The following is a 20,821-nucleotide window of genomic DNA, read 5'->3' on the forward strand; positions in this document are numbered from 1 at the left end:
GAACGTCAGGCAAAGAAAAACCCCCACGAAACGCGAGGGTGTGATTTTTGGTGATCGATGTGGATCAGGCGCGGACCATCGCCTCGTACTCGGCAGCGATGTCGCGGGTGATGTCACCCACTTCGAACGTATAGTCGCCGATCTGCCCGACCGGGGTGACCTCGGCCGCGGTGCCGGTCAGCCAGCATTGCTCGAACTCTTCCATTTCCTCGGGTTTGATGCGGCGCTCGTGCACGGTGATGCCTTTGTCTTTCAGCATCTGGATCACGGTCTGGCGGGTGATTCCGTTCAGGAAGCAATCGGCCAGCGGGGTGTGAACCTCACCATCTTTGACAAAGAACACGTTGGCCCCGGTGGCCTCGGCCACGTAACCGCGATAATCCATGAACAGCGCGTCCGAACAGCCCTTGGCCTCGGCCTTGTGCTTGGAGATGGTGCAGATCATGTAAAGGCCCGCCGCCTTGGCATGAACCGGGATGGTTTCAGGGCTGGGGCGTTTCCATTCGGCAATGTCCAGCTTGGCACCCTGCATCTTGGCATCGCCGTAATAGGCGCCCCAGGCCCAGACGGCCACAGCCATTCGCACCGGGTTTTTCGCCGACGCGACACCCATATCATCGCCCGACCCGCGCCAGACCAGAACGCGCACATAAGCGTCCTGCAAACCGCTGGCCTTGAGGGTCTCTTCCTTGGCGGCCTCGATCTCGTCCAGCGAATAGGGCATCGGCATGTCCAGCGCCTCGGCCGAGGCGATCAGGCGCTCGGAATGCTCGCGGCTTTTGAAGATTTTGCCGTTATAAGCGCGCTCCCCCTCGAACACGGACGAGGCATAGTGCATGGCATGAGTCAGGATGTGCACATTGGCGTCGCGCCATGGCACCAGCTTGCCATCCAACCAGATGACTCCATCACGATCATCATATCCCGACATGCGAAACCTCCTGAACCGGGTTGAACTTTCCAATTATTGCGCCAATTAAGTCCGATGCGGACATAAAGTTGCGCAAAAACTGCGATTCGATACCTCTCCACTCTTGGAATGTCAACAACGCTGACATAAACTTGGAGCCGAGCAACAGATGAGGCAAACCATGTCTGATACGCGCCCCGCCCAAGTCTTTGGCGGTGAAAGCCTTTTGTTCCTGACCGACGAACAGCTTCGGCAGGGGATCGAGGCGATGTTTTTTGCCTATCGCGGATTTACCGCCGACCCTGACCGGATTTTGACGCAGCTGGCCTATGGGCGGGCCCATCACCGGGCGATTCACTTCATCAACCGCGCGCCGGGCACCACGGTCAACAACCTGCTGGCCATTCTTGGGGTGACCAAGCAATCGCTGAACCGCGTGCTGCGGACCTTGATCGAGGACGGGCTGGTCGAAAGCCGTGTGGGAACGGCAGACAAGCGCGAGCGCCATCTGTTTCTGACCGAAAAAGGCAAGGCGCTTGAGGCGCAATTGTCCGAGGCCCAGCGCGTTCGGATGCGGGCCGCCTACAAGGATGCGGGCCCCGAGGCGGTATCAGGATTTCGTAAAGTGCTTGAAGCGATGATGGATGCTGATATGCGTCATGCTTATAAAAAACTGCGGGATACGACCTCATGAGCGATATGGATGCCCATCTGCTGATCGTTGACGACGATGAGCGTATTCGAGATCTGCTCAAGAAATTCCTGATGCGCAACGGGTTTCTGGTCACGTCGGCCCGCGATGCCGCCCATGCGCGGCGGGTGTTGTCGGGGCTGGATTTCGACATGATCGTTCTGGATGTGATGATGCCGGGCGAAGATGGCGTCAGCCTGACCAAGACGCTGCGCGAAACCCATAGCACGCCGATCCTGCTGCTGACGGCACGGGGTGAGACCGAACACCGGATTGCAGGGCTTGAGGCGGGCGCGGATGACTATCTGGCCAAGCCGTTTGAACCCAAGGAACTGCTGCTGCGGATCAATGCCATCCTGCGGCGGATGCCGGAAACGCCGGCGCAAGAGACGGCGACCAAGATTCTAAATCTCGGCCCAATCCGCTATGACGTGGAACGTGGTGAGATGTGGCAGGGTGAAGACCCCGTGCGCCTGACCGCGACCGAAAGCCAACTGATGAAGATCTTCTCGGCCCAGCCCGGTGAGCCGATCAGCCGGGCCAAGCTGGTTGAGGATTTGGGTCGCGACAAGGGTCAGGCGCAGGAACGTGCGGTGGATGTGCAGATCACCCGTTTGCGCCGCAAGATCGAGCAGGACCCGAAGCAGCCGCGTTACCTCCAGACCGTTCGAGGGGCGGGGTATATGTTGGCGCCGGATTGATTTGGCCGCTGCGCGGCGGTTTTATGCCTTCGGCGAGGATATTTTTAGCCAGATGAACAGGGGACCCCGATGAAGACCGCCCTTTTGACCCATGCCGATTGTCTTGGACATGTGACACCGGACGGGCACCCCGAGCGCGTGGCGCGGCTTGAGCATATCCTGCATGCGCTGGAAGATCTGGACCTGAGCCGCAAGACGGCCCCGATGGCGGCGGATGATGATCTGCTGCGCGTTCATCCAGAAAGCCATATCGAGGATATCCGCCGGTCTCGGCCGTCTGACGGCTTTCAGCAGATTGACGGCGATACGTTTTTGTCCCCCGGCTCGGTCGATGCGGCGTACCGCGCGGCAGGCGCGGTGGTTCGGGCGGTTGATCTGGTTCTGGGGGGTGAGGCACCAAATGCGTTTTGCGCCATCCGCCCGCCAGGCCATCACGCCGAGACGGATACGGCCATGGGGTTCTGTCTGTTCGGCAACGCAGCGCTGGCGGCGAAACATGCGCTGGACCATCACGGGTTGAGCCGGGTCGCGGTGGTGGATTTCGATGTGCATCACGGCAATGGCACGCAGGATTTGCTGTGGGAGGAGCGGCGCGCCTTGGTGGTCACGAGCCAGCAGATGCCGCTGTGGCCGGGATCGGGGCGCCCGGACGAAACCGGCGCCTTTGAGACTGTTTTGAACATCCCTCTTGCCCCCGGCACCGGCGGGGCCGAGATGCGAGCTGCCTATGAAACGCAGGTCTTTCCCCGGCTGCGCGCCTTCAAGCCCGAGTTGATCATCATCTCGGCCGGGTTCGATGCGCATCAGGACGATCCGCTGGCCAATCTGAACTGGTCCACCGGCGATTTCGCCTGGCTCACCGCCGAGCTGTGCGGGATTGCCGATGAGGTTTGTCAGGGCCGTATCGTCTCGACTCTGGAAGGCGGGTATGATCTGAACGCATTGGCACAGGCCACCCGCGCCCATGTGCAGGAATTGATAAAGGCAGCGCAATGACTGAGACCCCCGTCGATCAGATGACATTCGAACAGGCGATGAAAGAGCTGGAGGCCGTGGTCGGTCAGCTTGAACGCGGTGATGTGGCGCTGGATCAGTCCATTGCGCTGTATGAGCGCGGCGCGGCGTTGAAAAAGCGCTGCGAGGATGAGCTGAAGCGGGCCGAGGAAAAGGTGGCCGCGATCACGCTGGATGCCAATGGTCAGCCGACCGGGACGACCCCTGTCGAAGGTCAGTAAATGTTTCGCGAAAGACTGGCGCAGGATGCGGCGCGGATTCAGGATCAGTTCGATCTGGTTCTGGGTGCGCTGGACGATCTGGATGTGACGCAGGCGATGGCCTATGCCACGCAGGGCGGCAAACGGCTGCGTGGGTTTCTGGTGTTGGAAAGCGCGCGCCTGCATGGCGTGGACATGGACCGTGCCATCTGGCCTGCGGTCGGGATTGAGGCGCTGCATGCCTATTCTCTGGTCCATGACGATCTGCCCTGCATGGATGATGACGATCTGCGCCGGGGGCGGCCAACGGTTCACGTGAAATGGGACCAAGCCACCGCCGTTCTGGCCGGGGATGCCCTGCAAACGCTGGCGTTTGAGCTGTGCGCCCGGCCCGAGGTTGGGCCTGCGGATGTGCGGGCCGAGCTGGCGCTGACACTGGCCAGGGCCAGCGGGGCGCAGGGCATGGTGCTGGGTCAGGCGCTGGATATTGCGGCTGAGACAGCTGCGACGCCGCTGACGTTGGAACAGATCACTCGGCTGCAAGCGGGCAAGACCGGGGCTTTGATCGAATGGTCGGCCTGTGCGGGCGCGCGGCTGGCGCAGGCCGATCCTGCGCCGCTGCACCGCTATGCCAAGGCGCTTGGCCTGGCGTTTCAGATCGCCGACGACATTCTGGATGTTGAAGGGGATGCGGAAAAGGCCGGCAAACGCCTGCAAAAGGACGCCGAGGCCGGAAAGGCCACATTTGTCTCGCTTTTGGGGCTGGAGGCGGCCAAGGCGCGCGCCGCTGATCTGGTGGATCAGGCCTGTGGGGCACTGGACAGTTACGGCGCAGCGGCCCATGTCTTGAAGGACGCCGCCCGCTTTGTCATCGCCCGGGACACCTGATCATGTCTGACCGCCCCAAAACGCCCCTGCTGGATCTGGTGAACAGCCCTGCCGACCTGCGTCAGTTTTCCGACACGCAATTGCATCAGGTGGCGCAAGAGCTGCGCGCCGAAACGATCTCGGCGGTGTCGGTTACAGGCGGCCATCTTGGGGCCGGTCTGGGTGTGGTTGAGCTGACGACGGCGCTACATGCCGTTTTTGATGCGCCCCGCGACAAGATCATCTGGGATGTGGGGCATCAATGTTACCCCCACAAAATCCTGACCGAACGGCGCGACCGCATCCGCACCCTGCGGATGAAAGGGGGCCTCAGCGGATTCACCAAGCGCAGCGAAAGCCCTTATGACCCCTTTGGCACCGCCCATTCCAGCACCTCGATCAGTGCGGCGCTGGGTCTGGCGGTGGCGCGCGATCTGGGCGGTGAGACCGCCGAGGGGATCGGCGATACGATCGCCGTGATCGGCGATGGCGCGATGTCGGCAGGCATGGCGTTTGAGGCGATGAACAACGCGGGCGATCTGAAAAAACGTCTGATCGTCATCCTGAACGACAACGGTATGAGCATTGCGCCCCCGGTCGGCGCGCTGTCCACTTATCTGTCGCGGTTTTATACCGAGGCCCCGTTCCACGATTTCACTGCAGCGGTCGAAGGTGCGGTATCGATGATGCCCAAACCCCTGCGCGCCGGTGCCAAGCGGGCCAAGGAGCTGCTGAAGGGCATGGCGCTGGGCGGCACATTCTTTGAACAGATGGGCTTTTCCTATATCGGCCCGCTGGACGGCCACGATATGGGTCAGCTGCTGCCGGTTCTGCGGGCTGTCAAAGACCGGGCGACCAGTCCGATCCTGATCCATGTGATGACCCAAAAGGGCAAGGGTTATCCCCCGGCCGAGCAAGCCTTTGACAAGGGCCACGCAACCGAAAAATTCGACGTTGCAACCGGCAAGCAGAAAAAGGCGCGCCCCAATGCGCCGTCTTATACTTCGGTCTTCAGCAAGACCCTGCTGGATCTGGCCAGCCGCGATGACAAGATCGTCGCCGTGACCGCCGCGATGCCCGACGGCACCGGGTTGCGGCAATTTGCGGAACGCTACCCCTCGCGCTGTTTTGACGTGGCAATTGCGGAACAGCATGGCGTGACCTTCTCGGCCGCGCTGGCCGCGGGCGGGATGAAGCCGTTCTGCGCGATTTACTCGACCTTCTTGCAGCGCGGCTATGATCAGGTGGTGCATGATGTGGCCATTCAGGGCCTGCCGGTGCGCTTTGCCATCGACCGGGCCGGTCTGGTGGGTGCCGATGGCGCGACCCATGCCGGATCATTCGACATTGCCTATCTGGCCAATCTGCCCGGCATGGTGGTGATGGCCGCCTCGGATGAGGCTGAACTGGTGCATATGGTTGCGACCGCAGCCGCGCATAATGATGGCCCGATTGCGTTCCGCTATCCAAGGGGCGAAGGTGTAGGCGTTGAGCTGCCCGAAGAGGCCGAGGTGCTGCCGATCGGCAAGGGCCGCCTGATCCGAGAAGGGGAACGGGTGGCGCTGCTGTCCTTTGGTGCGCGTCTGGCCGAGGTTCAGAAAGCCGCCGAACTGCTGTCGGCCCGTGGGATCACCCCCACCATCGCCGATGCACGTTTTGCCAAACCTCTGGACCGCGAACTGATCCTGAAACTGGCCAACACGCATGAGGCGCTGATCACCATCGAAGAAGGTGCCATCGGCGGGTTCGGTAGCCATGTGGCGCAGGTGCTGGCGGATGAGGGGGTTTTTGATCGCGGATTGAAATATCGCTCAATGGTGTTGCCGGACGTGTTTATCGATCAGGCAAGCCCGGCGGATATGTACGCAACCGCAGGTCTGAACGCGGAACAGATCGCGGCCAGGGTGGTATCTGTTCTGGGGCTGGATCCGGACTGAGCATTGCCTCAGCGTCCGGCTGCACCTTTGAGCTGGGCTGCGATCAGCAGGCGCTGAATATCCGATGTGCCGCCCAGCGTGATGGTTCCCGCCATATCGCGCAGCATCCTTTCCGCCTCACCCGTCAGATAGCCGTTGGCCCCCCGGATGCGCTGCGCCTGTTGGGCGTTTTCCAACAGCGCCTCGGCCACGTTCAGCTTCACCACCGCCGGGGTCATGCGGTTTTGAACGCCCGCGTCGGTTTCCCGCGCCGCATTCTCGATCAGCAACCGCGCAACCTCATGGCGCATCTGCATGTCGGCCAGCCGGTTGGCGACGGTCTGGTTGTTGATGATGGGCTTGCCGTTGGGCGCACGGTCCCGCGCAAACATCACCGTCTCATCCAGCTGCCGCTTCATCGCGCCGATATGGCCTGAAAAGATAAAGCTGCGCTCCCAGGCGATCGACTGAGTGAAGATCGCGTGCCCTGCACCTTCTGCGCCCAACAGGGCAGAATGGGGGAGTTCGACGTTCTCAAACCTCAGTTCGCCGGTGGGTACGGTGCGGTGGCCCGATTTGTCATAGGGCGCGCTTTTGGACACGCCGGCTGTATTGAGATCAACCAGAAAGGCCGACATGCCCCAGGCCCCAAGATCGGGATTGGTGATGGCAAAGACCTGCGCGACATCCGCCGCAGGGGCCATCCCGATCCAGATTTTCTGACCGTTCAGCACATAGCCATCCGCCGTTTTCTGCGCGCTTGTGCGAATGCCGGTCACATCCGATCCGCTGTTTACCTCGGTCACCGCATGGGCGCACAGGATCGACCCATCCACCAGACCGGGCAGCCAGGTGTCTTTCTGCGCGTCGCTTCCGAAGACCATAATGGACTGCTGCATTGCCCAAAGCTGACCGCTGAGCCCCAGCAACATGCCGTTGTCGCGACAGCCTTCGCCCAGCGCATGCAGCGCCTGCACGGCGTCCAGAAAGCTGCGTCCCTGACCGCCAAATTCCTGCGGGATGATCAGACCCAGAACACCCGCCTGCGCAGCTGCGGTCCAGAGGGGCCGCCAATCCGCTGCGTCCTGTGCCCCGCGCCGGTCGCGGGCTTCGACATCAACGCTCAGCACCTCTTGCCCAAGGGTGCGGAACGCCTCGCATGTGTCATGGATCGATCGCATCGGATGCACCCTGTTCAGGTCGGTTGAAGGGTTGTCAGAAACTGCGACAGCTGCTGCACGCTGCTGAAGTTTTCAAAGGTGATCTGATCTGTTGGGATCTGGACCTGCATCTCGGTTTCCAGAAAGGCGACCAGCGTCATAACCCCAAGCGAATCCAGAATACCGGACACCAACAGCTCATCACCCGGGTCAACCTGCCTGCCGTCCAGAATGGTTCCTGAGATGAAATCTGCAATCTTCTGCTGGGTCATTCCGGTCACCTGTCCAACTCTTCAAGGGTTCTGCGATTGATCTTGCCCGTGCTTGTCTTGGCAAAGGCAATTCGGGCCTCAAGCGTATCGGGCACCATATATCCCGGCAGTTTTGTCTGCAGGAACGCTTTCAACTCGGCCATGGTCAGGGTCTGATCATCGACCAACGTGACAAAGCCCAGAATGCTGGACCGGTCCGACGATACGGTAACCGCGGCCTCGGACACAGCGGCATGAGAGGCCATCACCAACTCGATCTCATCCAGCTCAACCCGGTAGCCGCGTATTTTGGCCTGACGATCCTCGCGCCCCAGAAAGACCCAGCGCCCGGCTGCGTCCTGATCGACCCGGTCGCCGGTCCGGTAATACCGCTGCCCGTCTACCTGCACAAAAGAGCGTTCGTTCTGATCGGGTCTGTTCCAATAGCCGGTCATCATCGAAGGCGACGCCACCAGCAATTCCCCATCCTCGGCCCGCAGAAACCGGGCGTGGTCCATCGTGTGGCCAATCGGGATCGGCATATCTGCCGGGTGATCCTGCGGGACCGTATATTCCGAGACCTGGTTGACCTCGGCCGGGCCGTAAGAGTTTGAAATGCCCGCCCCGAACGCGCCGCGTAACATCGGCAGCGCCGATGGTGGCATCGGCTCCCCCCCATAGATCAACCATCTGAGGCGCGACACATCCCGCTTTTCCAGCGCGCCACGCTCACACAGCTGAACAAAGGTATAGGGCACGGAACTCCAGATCGTGCCGCCGCTTTCCTCCAGCAGCTTTGCGAGGCTGGCGGGAAACAACAGCGCCTGTTCGATCACCAGCTCGGTCGACGCACCAACCATGGGGGGCGTGAAAAAGTCAGCCAGCGAGAAATCGAAATGCAACGGCACGGTGTTAAAGAACACGTCATCGGGCCGTAATTTGTAGTGCCGCAACCAGGCATGGGCAAAGGCGCTGCCCGACGCGAATGTATGGCAAATGCCTTTGGGCACGCCGGTCGAACCCGAGGTAAAGATGATATAGGCCAGATCATCCCGCCGGTTCTCATGGACGCGGATGTCTGACGCGTCGGGATCGGGCATCAGACAGGTGCAACCCGGCACCTCAACCCCGATCACGGTGACATCGTTCATGGCCGCAATTTTGGCTACCAAAGCGGCCGATTTCGGGGCGCCTATTACAGCAGAGATTTCGCAATCCGCGATGATATGGTTCAGCCGTTCGGGCGGCGCTGTCGGATCCAGCGGCACAAATGCGGCCCCGACCATCCAGATCGCGTGAATCGCGATTGGCATCTCAAGCCCTTTGTACAGAGCCAGCGCAACCCGATCACCGGGCGATACACCAGCTGAACGAAGCGCGGACGCCATCGCCTGCGCTTTGGTTTTCAGTTCAAGGTAAGAAATGACCTCACCATTGCAGCGAAATGCTGTGCGGTCGGGCCATTTTTCCGCCGCCTGCGCCAGACATTTGTCAATATCGCCGAATTCAATGTCAGTCTTCAATTGGCCACTCCAGCGATCTGTCAAACTCCCAGAGGGGCGCGCGGTGCCCGTTCCGAGGTCGGGATCACTGTCTTTCCCTCTCGCTCACGATACTGTGTGTTCGTTTTGATCGGGGGTTTGGATCACTCATGATCCAAAAACGGGCTATTTGGGGGGGGGAAACACGCCAATCTGTCCTGATAGGTTCAGTTCCGAGACTGCAGAGTGCGTTGTGGCGCCCACGGGAGGATTCGAACCTCCAACGATCCGCTTAGGAGGCGGGTATTCTATCCAGTTGAATTACGCGGGCGTCTTTAAGCTTCATGTCGTGTCGCATTGCGGTTGTCAATTTACGGCGCGTCCCTTTTGCGGCCAAGCCAAAATTTTTCCCGACTGTGGCAGGGTGGAAATTGTGGTGGCCCCCTTTTGACAGCTTATGCAACGCTTTCTGCGGCTTGATCTTTTCACGGTTGTTATGGCGGTCTGACAACAGTTGTAAATTGCGTCCTGTTCACGCTACCATTCGTGGAAACAACACTGCAGGTGCCCTTTCGTGACTACAGATACCAAACGCCCGCTTACCCTTCGTGATGTGTCAGAAGCGTCGGGGGTTTCCGAGATGACGGTCAGTCGCGTGCTGAGAAACCGGGGCGATGTATCGGATGCCACCCGCACCCGCGTTCTGGCCGCCGCGAAAGAGCTGGGCTATGTGCCCAACAAAATCGCCGGAGCGCTGGCATCCAGCCGGGTGAATCTGGTGGCGGTGATCATTCCATCGCTGTCCAATATGGTGTTCCCCGAGGTTCTTACAGGCATCAACCAAGTGCTGGAAGACACCGAATTGCAGCCGGTGGTCGGTGTGACAGACTATTTGCCCGAGAAAGAGGAAAAGGTCCTGTATGAAATGCTTTCGTGGCGGCCGTCAGGTGTGATCATCGCCGGGTTAGAGCATACCGAGGCCGCGCGCGCCATGCTGGATTCGGCTGGCATTCCGGTGGTTGAGATCATGGATACCGATGGCAAACCCGTCGATGCGATGGTCGGTATTTCGCACCGCCGTGCGGGGCGTGAGATGGCGCAGGCGATCCTGAAGGCGGGGTATGAACATATCGGCTTTATGGGCACCAAGATGCCGTTGGACCACCGGGCACGCAAACGGTTCGAAGGTTTTACCGAAGTGCTGGGCAAAAACGGGATCGAGATCGAAGATCGCGAGTTCTATTCCGGCGGTTCGGCTCTGGCCAAGGGGCGTGAGATGACGCAGGCCATGCTGGAACGCGCACCCGATCTGGATTTTCTGTATTATTCCAATGATATGATTGGGGCGGGCGGTTTGTTGTACCTGCTGGAGCAAGGCATTGATATACCGGGTCAGATTGGCTTGGCGGGGTTCAACAATGTCGAACTGTTGCAGGGCCTGCCGCGCAAACTGGCCACGATGGATGCCTGCCGGCTTGAGATCGGGCGCAAAGCGGCTGAAATCATTGCCGCACAATTGGCCGACCCAGAGGCCGAGGTTGAGACCCGTGTAACCCTGACACCCAAGATCAGCTATGGTGACACACTCAAACGGCGCTGATCCGTGGCGCTGAGGCGGCTGGACAACAAGACAGCCCGTGGCATCTTTATGGATCGTCACGCGTTGGCCGAGCCGCCCTCTGGCGGGTCCAAAGGGGCTGATCTGCTGGATTTGATCCACCGGCTGGGTTTTGTACAGCTCGACAGCATCAACACTGTGGCCCGTGCCCACGATATGATCCTGTTCTCGCGCCGACCCTCGTATCGGCCCGACAACCTCAAACATCTGTATGAGCGTGACCAAGCCCTGTTCGAACATTGGACGCATGATGCGGCCATGATCCCGATGGCGTTCTATCCGCATTGGCACCTGCGGTTTCAACGCGATGCTGAACTGCTGAAATCCCGCTGGAAGAACTGGCGCAGGGACGGGTTCGAGCAGCGGTTTTCAGACGTTTTGCAGCATATTCGCGATCACGGGCCGGTCTCTTCCTCGGATGTAGGAAAGGATGAAAAGAAAGGGTCGGGGGGATGGTGGGATTGGCACCCGTCCAAGACAGCGCTTGAGTTTCTGTGGCGGTCCGGGGCGTTGACGGTTGTGGGCCGCAGCGGGTTTCAGAAACGCTATGACCTGACTGAGCGGGTGATTGAAACGCATCTTTGCCCCGGCAACATGAGCTGTGATGCCGAGCAGACCGTGGATTGGCTGTGTCATGCGGCGCTGGATCGGTTGGGGTTCGCGACCTCAGGTGAATTGGCAGCCTTTTGGGACACCGTCGAGGCGGCGGAGGCGAAAGACTGGTGTGAAAAGGCTCTAAAACAGGGAAAACTGGAAGAGATCGAGGTTACCTGTGCCGATGGGCGCACACGGAAGCTTTTTGCCCGCCCGGACCTGAGCGAGACTGACCTGCCGCAATCAACGGGTCGTATTCGTGTCCTCAGCCCGTTTGATCCCATGCTGCGCGACCGAAACCGGGCCGAGCGTTTGTTTGGCTTTCACTATCGGATTGAGGTCTTTGTGCCCGCAGCTAAGCGTATCTATGGCTATTATGTCTTTCCCTTGCTCGAAGGTGACAAGCTGATTGGCCGGATCGACATGAAGGCCCGTCGTGATCGAGGGGTGCTGGAGGTCAACGCGCTGTGGCCGGAACGTTCCATTCGCTGGTCACCTGCACGCACCAAACGGTTGCAATCCGAATTGGACAGGGTCCGTCGGTTTGCCGGGTTGGACGATGTACAATTTGTATCGGACTGGATGAAAGACCATATTTAGGGTCTATTCCGGCGCTGTGAGGCTAAGTTTTACGGGCTCCAGCCCATCGATCGCGCCTTCGATCACATCGCCAGCTTGTGTGGGGCCGACGCCTGCCGGGGTACCGGTCAGGATCAGGTCGCCGGGGCGCAGATGGTAATAGCCGGACAGGTGGCTGATGATCTCATCGATTTTCCAGATCAGCTCACTCAGCGTGGCGTCCTGCCGGGTGTCGCCATTTACGCTCAGATGAATGCGGGTTGTGTCCTGTGGCGCCCAGTCGGTGGCTGGTGTCAGCGGGGCAAAGACGGCCCCGCCCTCAAGATCCTTGCCCAGATCCCAGGGGCGCTGCTTGTTCCGCTCGCGGATTTGCAGATCGCGACGGGTCATGTCCAGTGCGCAGCCATATCCATAGACGGCCTGCTGGGCCTGCGCTGCGGTTCCATGAAAGATCGGTGCGCCAATGGCGACAGCCAGTTCCATTTCGTGGTGATAATTCTCGGTGCCCGGCGGATAGGGAAGGGTTGCGCCGGTCAGAACGGCATTGGCGGCGGACTTGGTGAAGTAAAACGGCGCTTCGCGGTCGACCTCATGCCCCATTTCGGCGGCATGGGCCGCATAATTGCGCCCAACGCAGAAAATCCGCCCGACCGGGTAGACCAAATCCTTTCCGTGCACCGGAATCTCAAGCGGCTCGGGAAGAGAAAACAGACGATCAGGCATGGCGGCCCCCTTTGGTGTCAGCCTGCGCGCATCGTAGCGGCGCAGCCCAAGGGGGCAAGCATGTTCCATACGATATGCGCCCGCGTTACCGGTCAGGATCGCAGGGTTCTGTCACGTCTCAAGATCGCGCAGGTCGTTCAGCAGATCCAGCAGGGCCTCATGGCGTTCGGGCCCAAGTTTGGCGCGCAGGTCCTCGGCCAATTGGACGGTGACCTGGATGTTATCCCGAACGATCTGCTTGCCTTTCGCTGTGATATCAACAATTTGCCGGCGCTTGTCGCAAGGATGCGTTTGCCTGACGACCAGCCCTTTGGCTTCCAGCTTTTGCAGGATACGGGTGAGGCTGGGCAGCAGCAGACAGGCTTGTTCAGCCAGATGTGTCGGCTCCTGCGGCCCTTCTTCGTCCAGTACGCGCATGACGCGCCATTGCTGTTCGGTGATGTCCACATCAGCCAGCATTTTGCGAATAGGACCCATGACCCGTTCCCGCGCCCGAAGCAAGGCAATGGGCAGTGAGCGTGACGTCAATGGTGCTTCATTGGTCATAAGAAAGTGTCGCTGAAAACCGTTGCCGCTGCAATGGTTCTGCCCGTATCTCGCGGTTTTTTGACGGTTTTGTAATATGTTAGACTCTAACTGGTCGCTGTTAGCGCTGCCAGTCCGGGCCCAAATGGCCGTGCGTCGAAAAACCCTAACCCCGCATCGCGGCAGCGGCCTGCGCGTATCCGCCCGAGGCCCCATCGACGAAATGCACGTGATCGTCTCGCATGGCAGAGGGTACAAAACAGGTCATCATCGCCTCATCCTGCGCGTGCAGACCATAGCGTATCTTTCCTTGCCCGCGCGCCTGTTCCAGCATAATCTCGATCTGGGCCAATGTGGCTGGGTCGCAATCCAGCGTCATCTTCAACCCATCGTCGAACTTGCGAAAATCGGCATTGCGGCTCACGGCGTTTTTGTAGTGTTTAGGGTCGAAATTACCCAGTTGCCTTTCGGTTTTGAACAGTACCGCAATCAGCAGATTTTGCCCCAGCAGCTTTAGCTTTTGGCCCAGCAGGCTGCGCCCGGCCCGCGACACGCGGGCGTCCAGATCGACGTCGGGGGGCGGCCAGCTTATGGGCGGGCCATTTTCTGGCACCGGGTGGCCGGACCGTTCCAACCCGTCCGAGGCGGACAGGACCGATTGCGCCAGATCGGCAAAGTCGCTTTCGGTGGCTTTTGCGGTGGGTTGCACCACCAAAGACACGATCTGGCCATGGCGGGCCTTGCTGTTGGACCAGCGACAGGACAGGCCCATCAGATCGGGCAATGCGCCGGGCTCGGCGGCGGGAACCTCAAAAGCACCGGCCTTCATCTGCGTTTCGGCCCAGACCAGACCACCGCCCGCAAACATCGCGTAATCCACCCCGTCCGAGGGCGCATAGCGGGCCACGCGCAAGTCGCGACCGGCTAGCCGGATTTCCGATACCGGCACCAAGGCTGCGCGCAGGTTGATGGTAAATTCCTGCCCGGCCCATTGCCGCAGATCGGCCAGAACGGTGCGCGCGGTGTCCACTGCACTGGCAGGCACGGCAAATCCGGCACCGTCACCGCCGAAGACATAAGGAAATTCCTGCCCTTTCAATGCGTTGATCATGGCTGAGATGACCGCAGCGCCCACCATATTCACGGTTTTGTAGCGCCCGCGCGCGATCTCACCGGTCGAGTCGACAATATCGGCCACACCCACGGCCCAGTCATCCGGCACGGCAGCGAACCGCGTCGGTTGCGCAAGCAAGGTAAAGTCCCGCTGCAGCGGAAGGCTGTCATAAAAGGCGGCCTGGGCGTCTTTCATCGGCACCTCGGGGTGATGGGTAACACAGTAAATAGACCAGATGTGAACTCTGTCCGCTAAAAACAGTATAGCACACACGCTTGTGTGGAACACCTCGGCGTGCCAAGCATTCCTGCGCGGCGGCGGAAAAGGGGACCGTTCATGAAGGCAGGTTTGGTGGTCTTGTGCCTGGGCTATGTGCTCAGCCAGTTTTTTCGCGCGTTTTTGGCCGTGCTCAGCCTGGATCTTGAGCGTGACATCGGCGCGACGCCCGAGGATCTGGCCTTTGCGTCGGGCCTTTGGTTTCTGGTCTTTGCCGCGATGCAACTGCCAGTGGGATGGGCTCTGGACCGGGTTGGCCCGCGCGCAACCTCCGCCGCGCTGCTGCTGGTCGGAGGGGCAGGCGGTGCCGCCCTGTTTGCCGTGGCGAGCACGCCGTTTCATATCGCACTGGCCATGGGGCTGATCGGCGTTGGCTGTTCGCCGGTTCTGATGGCGTCTTACTATATCTTTGCGCGCGAATACCCGCCCGCGCGGTTCGCGACCCTGGCTGCGGTGATGCTGGGCGTCGGGTCTGTGGGCAATCTGGTGGCCTCCTATCCCACGGCGCTGGCCGTTGAGCTGATGGGATGGCGCGCGACCATGTGGGTTCTGGCGCTGTTTTCCGCCGTCATCGCGCTGGGTATCTGGGCCACGGTTCATGATCCCAAACGCGTCGAGACCGAACATCGCGGGTCCGTTCTGGACCTGCTGAAAGAGCCCGCCCTGTGGACGATCCTGCCGCTGATGCTGGTGGCCTATGCGCCCTCGGCCGCCACGCGCGGATTGTGGGCCGGGCCGTACCTCAGCGATATGTTCAGCCTCAGTACAACTCAGATCGGGACGGCCACGCTGATCATGGGGGCGGCGATGATTGCCGGGACTTTTGTCTATGGCCCACTTGACCGGCTGCTGGGCACGCGGAAATGGGTGATTTTCGGCGGCAATGCGCTGGGCGCTGCGGCGCTGGCGGTGCTGTGCCTGTTCATCGACAACGCGGTTTGGCTGTCGATCGTGCTGATTTCTCTGATCGGATTTCTGGGGGCCAGCTTTCCGGTCATCATGGCCCATGGCCGGGCCTTCGTGCCCCCGCATCTGGTGGGGCGGGGGGTGACGCTGTTGAACCTGTTTGGCATTGGCGGTGTGGGGCTGGCGCAGTTTGTCACCGGCCGGGTCCATGCCGCCACGGTGGACATCAGCCCGACCGCGCCCTACACAGCGATATTCGGCTTTTTTGCCGTCACCCTCGCGATTGGCTGCATCATCTATCTGTTCAGTCGCGACAGTACCGACTGACCCCGACAGGAGAGCGCAATGGCAGAGATCGAAGTTCTGGCGCCGAACCTCAAACACAGCCTGTCAGGTGTAACGACAACCGTTCTGCGGCTGCTGCCCATTCAGGCAAAGATGATCAATATCCGCGCCACGGGGCCGGGGCTGCCGGAGGATATTCCGCATATTCGCCTTTGGAAGACTCTGTTTTTGCCCAACAAGACCCCGATTGTGTGGCATGCGCGGCGCAATACTGAGATGCTTATGGGGCTGGTGCTGCGCGCTGTGTTCCGGCGTAATTACAAGCTGCTGTTCACCTCAGCCGCGCAGCGCGATCATTCGGGATTTACCAAAAGCCTGATCTCAAAAATGGACGCGCTGATTGCAACGACACCGCAGGCGGCCTCGTTCCTGCAGCACCCCGCGACGGTGATCATGCACGGGGTGGACACGCAGATTTTCCACCCCGCACAGGACAAAGCCGCCCTGCGTGCGCAGTTGGGTCTGCCGTCCGGTACGCTGATCGGGTGTTTTGGCCGCATTCGGCCCCAGAAAGGCGTCGATCTGCTGGTGGATGCCGCCCTTCAGGTGCTGCCCGATTTCCCCGATGCGCAGATCATCTTTACCGGCAACGCAACCAGTGAATTTGAGGGGTTTCAGCGCGAACAGGAGGCCAAGCTGAAACAGGCTGGGCTGTCTGATCGCGTGCGGTTTCTGGGGGAACGCCCCTGGGATGAGATCGTGCAAACCTACCGCGCGCTGGACCTGTTCGTGGCCCCCGCCCGCCACGAAGGGTTCGGCCTGACCCCGCTTGAGGCGATGGCCTCGGGCGTTCCGGCCATTGCGTGCCACGGCGTCGGGGCCTTCAGTGCGCAGATCAGGGATGGCGAAACGGGACGTCTGGTGGAAAAAGACAACGCGGATGCGCTGGCCGGTGCCCTGCGCGATATGCTGAGTGACCCAGACCATTTGCGCGCCGCAGGGGTCGCCGCCCGCAAGCATGTGGAACAGAATTTCCGAATCGAAGGCGAGGCGGAAGAGATCGTAAAGGTCTATCGGTCCCTGTTGGCACAGGGCTAGGAACGCTGAAACGCCTCAAATCGCCGTCATAGGTCGGATTATGGTGCGTTTGCTCTTTTTTCTTTGCGGCAACGCAGCTAAGAACGCGCGTCCTTAACTTTGGAGACATGAAATGGGCTATCGCGTCGTTGTCGCCGGCGCCACGGGTAACGTGGGCCGCGAAATGCTGAACATCCTGGCGGAACGCCAGTTCCCCGTTGATGAACTTGCCGTGCTGGCAAGCCGTCGTTCGCTGGGAACCGAGGTAAGCTTTGGCGACAAGACACTGACGACCCAGGACATCGACACCTTTGACTTCACCGGCTGGGACATGGCGCTGTTTGCCATCGGCTCGGACGCGACCAAGGTCTACGCGCCCAAGGCGGCTGCGGCGGGTTGTGTGGTGATCGATAACAGCTCGCTCTATCGCTATGACCCGGACATTCCGCTGATCGTGCCGGAGTGTAACCCGCAAGCGATTCACGACTACAAGAACAAGAATATCATCGCCAACCCCAACTGCTCGACCGCGCAGATGGTTGTGGCGCTGAAACCGCTGCATGACCGCGCGCGGATCAAGCGCGTGGTTGTCTCGACCTATCAGTCGGTTTCGGGTGCCGGCAAAGACGGCATGGATGAGCTTTGGGATCAGACCAAAGCGATCTACAACCCCACGACTGAGGTTGAGCCGAAGAAATTCCAAAAGCAGATCGCTTTCAACGTCATCCCGCAGATCGACGTCTTCATGGAAGACGGATCGACCAAGGAAGAGTGGAAGATGGTGGTCGAGACCAAAAAGATCGTCGATCCGTCGATCAAGGTCACAGCCACCTGCGTCCGCGTTCCCGTTTTCGTTGGCCATTCCGAGGCCGTGAACATCGAGTTCGAGGAATTCCTGGACGAAGACGAAGCCCGCGACATCCTGCGCGAAGCACCGGGCATCATGGTGATCGACAAGCGTGAGGCTGGTGGCTACGTCTCGCCCATCGAATGCGCGGGCGATTTCGCCACCTTCATCAGCCGTATCCGTCAGGATTCGACCATCGAGAACGGTCTGAACCTGTGGTGCGTGTCCGACAACCTGCGTAAAGGTGCCGCCCTGAACGCGGTGCAGATCGCCGAATTGCTGGGCCGTGAGGTTCTGAAAAAAGGCTGAAGATCAGCCACCGCATCATGACCAAGGGCCGCCTGTAAGGTGGCCCTTTTTCTTTGCGCGGATTTACGTGCCACAACCCGGATGTTGACAGGGATCAGAGAAAACACATTAAATTTAATTGATACTTGCATAATAGCCAAAACCGAAAACGCATCAAAAGCTTGCTCGGGCCGCGTTTCAAGGACCCGGATTTCGCCAAAGACAGTGATCGGCACGCCAACTCATTTCTGAAAAAGGAACTCTCTTATGTCACACCTGTCCACGGCGACTATCATGAATGATCTGATGAATGGTGAGCTGAGAGCGGCGCATCTCTATTGGCAGGCTGGTGCCTGGTGCGTGGAACGCCATCTGGATGGCTGCGCCGAGCTGTTGCTGGCCCATGCGGATGAAGAGCTGACGCATATGAAGAAGATGCTCAACTATCTGGTGGATTGCGAATGGCCGATCCAATTCAAAGAGCTGCCGGAACCCAAGGTCGAGACGAATTCGGTTCAGGAATTGTTCCAGATTATTCTGGACCACGAAAAAAAAGTGACGGACGGCATCAATTCCGCCGTCAAGGCGGCGCAGGCCACTGATGACCACAGCACCTTTGAGTTCCTGCAATGGTTCGTCATGGAACAGCGCGAAGAGATCAAGACCTTTCAGGGTATCATTGATCGTATCAACCTGATCGGCGACGGTCCGCACGCCCTCTATTACATTGACAAGGAGGTCGCCGAGATTTCGGCGTCGATGGCCGGAGGGGACGCGGCAGTTTAGATCGCAAAGCGCGCTGGAATGGTGTCAGAGCGCTATTTGCGCGCTCTGGCGGTGCGGAACAGAAGCAAAAAGACGAACACGGACCCGATGGATGTTGTCACGATCCCGACGGGCAGTTCCTGCGGGGCCAGAAGCAACCGGCTGAGGATGTCGGACCCTGTCAGCAGCGCCGCGCCCACGATGGCGGCCGTGGGCAGCAGGCGTTTGTGCAGCGGCCCCGCAATGCCGCGTGCGATATGCGGCACCATCAGGCCCACAAAGCCGATCACACCCGCGACGGAAACGAAAACAGCCGTGGCCAGTGCTGCGGCAAAGAACATGCTGAACCGCAACCCCTGCACCGGGACACCCAGGGTCGAAGCGGTCAGATCCCCGGTCAACAGCGCATCCAGCCAGCGGTTGCGGTACAGCGAATAGGACAGGATCAGGACCAGACCGGCGCAGACCAGGGGAAACGTCTCCCACCGGGCCAGGCCCAGACCGCCCAGCATCCAGAAAATCACCGAATGCGCGGCGCGGCTGTCGCCTGCGAAGATCAGGTAATTGGTGATGGCCGAGAACAGAAAAGACACCGCCAGCCCGGCCAGAATCAGCTTTTCAGGCGCGCTTGTGCGCAAGCCATGCACCAGCGCCAGCACGATCCCAGAGGCCACAAGCCCGCCGCAAAACGCCGCCAGCGGTAAGGTCCAGAACCCCAGTATGTCTCCGGTCACAGTGATCACGAACACCGCCCCCGCCGCCGCGCCTGAGGACAGGCCAAACAGAAACGGGTCAGCCAGATCGTTGCGCGTGGTGGTTTGCAGGACGACGCCGACAATGCCCAACCCGGCGCCGATGACCGCCGCGAACAGGGCGCGGGGCAGGCGCAGGTCAAAGACGATGCGATGCAGCGGGGACATATCCCCATCCGTCAGGCCGGTGCCCAGCAAGACCGCCTGCAACGCATCCGAGGCGGGGATGGGCGTGGTGCCGTAGACCGTGGAAATCAGCAAGAGGGCGGCCAGAATGACCGCCCCCAGCACGAGCATAACGCCCAATCGGGTCATATCAGTTGAGGCCCGGGTGCATTGCCTTGGCCATTTTCGAGATCGCCTCGATATTTGCCGGTCCGGGGGTCAGTTCCTCGTACCGCAGGCCGATCCAGCGTTCGTTCTTGACCGCGTCAGTCTGCGACATCACCGGATGTTCCTGCAGGAACTTGAACGTATCCGCCGCGCCATTGCCGGTCTGATAGTCCAGCAGCACCAGGAATTCCGGGTTCGCGGCGGCCACGGCCTCCCACGAGGTGCGGCCCCAGCTGGTGTCCATGTCATGGGTGACATTCTCACCACCCGCAGCTGCAATCATCGCGTCGGGGATGGCGAATTTGCCAGCGGTAAAGGGCGCATCTGCCGGGCCGTCCAGCAGGAAAACGCGGGGTTTGGCGACATCGGCGGTTTGCGATTGAATCGCGGCCAGTTCCTCTTTCCAGCCAGCGACCAGCGCCTCGGCCTTGTCTTCGACATGCATGACGGTGCCCAGACGCAGAACGTCGTCAAACAGCAGGTCCATGCTGGCCTCGGGGCGGTCCTTGTCCAGATGCACGCAGCTTTCCGTCAGGATCATGGTCTTGATGTCAAAGGGTGCAAGCGTGTCGGGGGTCACGTCACCGCCCGGCTTCATGCCGTAGTACCAACCGGCAAAGAACAGATCGGGCTCTACCGCGACCAGGTTTTCAACGGTCGGGTATTTCGGGGCCAGCTCAGGGATGTCACCGCGCAGAGTGTCAAACTCGGGGCTGGTTTTGTACCAGCCGGTGATGCCGGTCAGGCCCACGATCTTGTCCTGCAGACCCAGCGCAAAGGCCATGTCGGTCATGTTCATGTCATGCACGACCAGACGCTCGGGCTGGGTTTCAAAGACCAGCGGTTCGCCGCAATTGTCGACCGTGACCTCATGTGCCGAGGCACCGCCCGCAATGGCAGCCACCATAGCCGCAGACCAGAGATGTTTCATATAGAATAGTTCCTTGG

General features: G+C 60.2%; 21 protein-coding genes and 1 tRNA gene. 12 read left to right on the forward strand and 10 right to left on the reverse strand.

Annotated elements, in window-relative coordinates:
* Positions 1 to 64: 64 nt before the first annotated feature.
* Positions 65 to 931, reverse strand: coding sequence for a branched-chain amino acid aminotransferase (locus tag ACR0J5_RS10820; RefSeq protein ID WP_480653173.1), 867 nt, complete (start codon positions 929 to 931; stop codon positions 65 to 67).
* Positions 932 to 1,091: 160 nt separating this feature from the next.
* On the opposite strand from ACR0J5_RS10820, the gene ACR0J5_RS10825 reads away from it, so the two are divergent.
* From ACR0J5_RS10825 to dxs, 6 genes are all read left to right on the forward strand, one after another.
* Positions 1,092 to 1,604, forward strand: coding sequence for a MarR family winged helix-turn-helix transcriptional regulator (locus ACR0J5_RS10825; protein WP_480653175.1), 513 nt, complete (start codon positions 1,092 to 1,094; stop codon positions 1,602 to 1,604).
* The gene (locus ACR0J5_RS10830; RefSeq protein WP_480653177.1) at positions 1,601 to 2,302 is read left to right on the forward strand and encodes a response regulator; all 702 of its coding nucleotides are present in this window, start codon (positions 1,601 to 1,603) and stop codon (positions 2,300 to 2,302) included. Before ACR0J5_RS10825 ends, ACR0J5_RS10830 begins: the two co-directional genes overlap by 4 nt.
* Before the next feature lie 69 nt (positions 2,303 to 2,371).
* Positions 2,372 to 3,298: a histone deacetylase family protein gene (locus ACR0J5_RS10835; protein WP_480653178.1), complete on the forward strand. Its 927-nt coding sequence runs from the start codon at positions 2,372 to 2,374 to the stop codon at positions 3,296 to 3,298.
* Entirely contained in the window at positions 3,295 to 3,537 is a 243-nt protein-coding gene (locus ACR0J5_RS10840) for an exodeoxyribonuclease VII small subunit (RefSeq protein WP_209195839.1), read from the forward strand. The genes ACR0J5_RS10835 and ACR0J5_RS10840 overlap by 4 nt, the downstream gene beginning before the upstream one ends.
* Positions 3,538 to 4,404, forward strand: coding sequence for a polyprenyl synthetase family protein (locus ACR0J5_RS10845; RefSeq protein ID WP_480653180.1), 867 nt, complete (start codon positions 3,538 to 3,540; stop codon positions 4,402 to 4,404).
* Between the two features lie 2 nt (positions 4,405 to 4,406).
* Complete coding sequence (dxs, locus tag ACR0J5_RS10850; RefSeq protein WP_480653182.1) at positions 4,407 to 6,320, forward strand: 1-deoxy-D-xylulose-5-phosphate synthase; 1,914 nt, start codon at positions 4,407 to 4,409, stop codon at positions 6,318 to 6,320.
* An 8-nt stretch (positions 6,321 to 6,328) separates the two neighbouring features.
* Here the strand turns inward: dxs and ACR0J5_RS10855 are convergent, their stop codons facing one another.
* The 4 genes from ACR0J5_RS10855 to ACR0J5_RS10870 form a co-directional block, all read right to left on the reverse strand.
* Positions 6,329 to 7,480 carry an acyl-CoA dehydrogenase family protein gene (locus ACR0J5_RS10855; protein ID WP_480653184.1) on the reverse strand — a complete coding sequence of 384 codons (1,152 nt, stop codon included), beginning with the start codon at positions 7,478 to 7,480 and terminating at the stop codon, positions 6,329 to 6,331.
* 14 nt (positions 7,481 to 7,494) lie between these two features.
* Positions 7,495 to 7,731 (reverse strand): acyl carrier protein, encoded by a 237-nt coding sequence (locus ACR0J5_RS10860; protein WP_480653185.1) that lies wholly within the window; start codon positions 7,729 to 7,731, stop codon positions 7,495 to 7,497.
* Between the two features lie 5 nt (positions 7,732 to 7,736).
* Positions 7,737 to 9,233 carry an amino acid adenylation domain-containing protein gene (locus ACR0J5_RS10865; RefSeq protein WP_480653187.1) on the reverse strand — a complete coding sequence of 499 codons (1,497 nt, stop codon included), beginning with the start codon at positions 9,231 to 9,233 and terminating at the stop codon, positions 7,737 to 7,739.
* A 212-nt stretch (positions 9,234 to 9,445) separates the two neighbouring features.
* Positions 9,446 to 9,522, reverse strand: a tRNA-Arg gene (locus ACR0J5_RS10870).
* Positions 9,523 to 9,765: 243 nt separating this feature from the next.
* On the opposite strand from ACR0J5_RS10870, the gene ACR0J5_RS10875 reads away from it, so the two are divergent.
* Complete coding sequence (locus ACR0J5_RS10875) at positions 9,766 to 10,791, forward strand: LacI family DNA-binding transcriptional regulator (RefSeq protein ID WP_480653189.1); 1,026 nt, start codon at positions 9,766 to 9,768, stop codon at positions 10,789 to 10,791.
* Positions 10,792 to 10,794: 3 nt separating this feature from the next.
* Complete coding sequence (locus ACR0J5_RS10880; protein ID WP_480653191.1) at positions 10,795 to 12,003, forward strand: winged helix-turn-helix domain-containing protein; 1,209 nt, start codon at positions 10,795 to 10,797, stop codon at positions 12,001 to 12,003.
* Positions 12,004 to 12,006: 3 nt separating this feature from the next.
* On the opposite strand, the gene ACR0J5_RS10885 is transcribed toward ACR0J5_RS10880, so the two are convergent.
* The 3 genes from ACR0J5_RS10885 to ACR0J5_RS10895 all read right to left on the reverse strand — a co-directional run bounded on the left by ACR0J5_RS10885 (position 12,007) and on the right by ACR0J5_RS10895 (position 14,539).
* The gene (locus ACR0J5_RS10885; RefSeq protein WP_480653193.1) at positions 12,007 to 12,705 is read right to left on the reverse strand and encodes a fumarylacetoacetate hydrolase family protein; all 699 of its coding nucleotides are present in this window, start codon (positions 12,703 to 12,705) and stop codon (positions 12,007 to 12,009) included.
* 111 nt (positions 12,706 to 12,816) lie between these two features.
* Positions 12,817 to 13,251 carry a homoprotocatechuate degradation operon regulator HpaR gene (hpaR, locus tag ACR0J5_RS10890; protein ID WP_480653195.1) on the reverse strand — a complete coding sequence of 145 codons (435 nt, stop codon included), beginning with the start codon at positions 13,249 to 13,251 and terminating at the stop codon, positions 12,817 to 12,819.
* Positions 13,252 to 13,396: 145 nt separating this feature from the next.
* Positions 13,397 to 14,539, reverse strand: a complete 1,143-nt coding sequence (locus tag ACR0J5_RS10895) for a DUF3095 domain-containing protein (RefSeq protein ID WP_480653197.1) — start codon at positions 14,537 to 14,539, stop codon at positions 13,397 to 13,399.
* Between the two features lie 141 nt (positions 14,540 to 14,680).
* Here ACR0J5_RS10895 and ACR0J5_RS10900 point away from each other — a divergent pair, with 141 nt between their 5' ends.
* The 4 genes from ACR0J5_RS10900 (at position 14,681) to ACR0J5_RS10915 (ending at position 18,809) form a co-directional block, all read left to right on the forward strand.
* Positions 14,681 to 15,853, forward strand: coding sequence for an MFS transporter (locus ACR0J5_RS10900; protein ID WP_480653199.1), 1,173 nt, complete (start codon positions 14,681 to 14,683; stop codon positions 15,851 to 15,853).
* Positions 15,854 to 15,871: 18 nt separating this feature from the next.
* Positions 15,872 to 16,909 (forward strand): glycosyltransferase family 4 protein, encoded by a 1,038-nt coding sequence (locus tag ACR0J5_RS10905; RefSeq protein WP_480653201.1) that lies wholly within the window; start codon positions 15,872 to 15,874, stop codon positions 16,907 to 16,909.
* Positions 16,910 to 17,021: 112 nt separating this feature from the next.
* Entirely contained in the window at positions 17,022 to 18,044 is a 1,023-nt protein-coding gene (locus ACR0J5_RS10910; RefSeq protein ID WP_480653203.1) for an aspartate-semialdehyde dehydrogenase, read from the forward strand.
* Positions 18,045 to 18,317: 273 nt separating this feature from the next.
* A complete protein-coding gene (locus ACR0J5_RS10915) occupies positions 18,318 to 18,809 on the forward strand; it encodes a ferritin (protein ID WP_480653205.1) in 492 nt (163 codons plus the stop codon).
* 32 nt (positions 18,810 to 18,841) lie between these two features.
* Here ACR0J5_RS10915 and ACR0J5_RS10920 read toward each other — a convergent pair whose 3' ends face one another.
* Positions 18,842 to 19,855 (reverse strand): FecCD family ABC transporter permease, encoded by a 1,014-nt coding sequence (locus tag ACR0J5_RS10920; protein ID WP_480653207.1) that lies wholly within the window; start codon positions 19,853 to 19,855, stop codon positions 18,842 to 18,844.
* A 1-nt stretch (position 19,856) separates the two neighbouring features.
* Positions 19,857 to 20,804 carry an ABC transporter substrate-binding protein gene (locus ACR0J5_RS10925; protein ID WP_480653209.1) on the reverse strand — a complete coding sequence of 316 codons (948 nt, stop codon included), beginning with the start codon at positions 20,802 to 20,804 and terminating at the stop codon, positions 19,857 to 19,859.
* Positions 20,805 to 20,821 lie beyond the last annotated feature (17 nt).

The organism is Ruegeria sp. BE1, assembly GCF_056538885.1.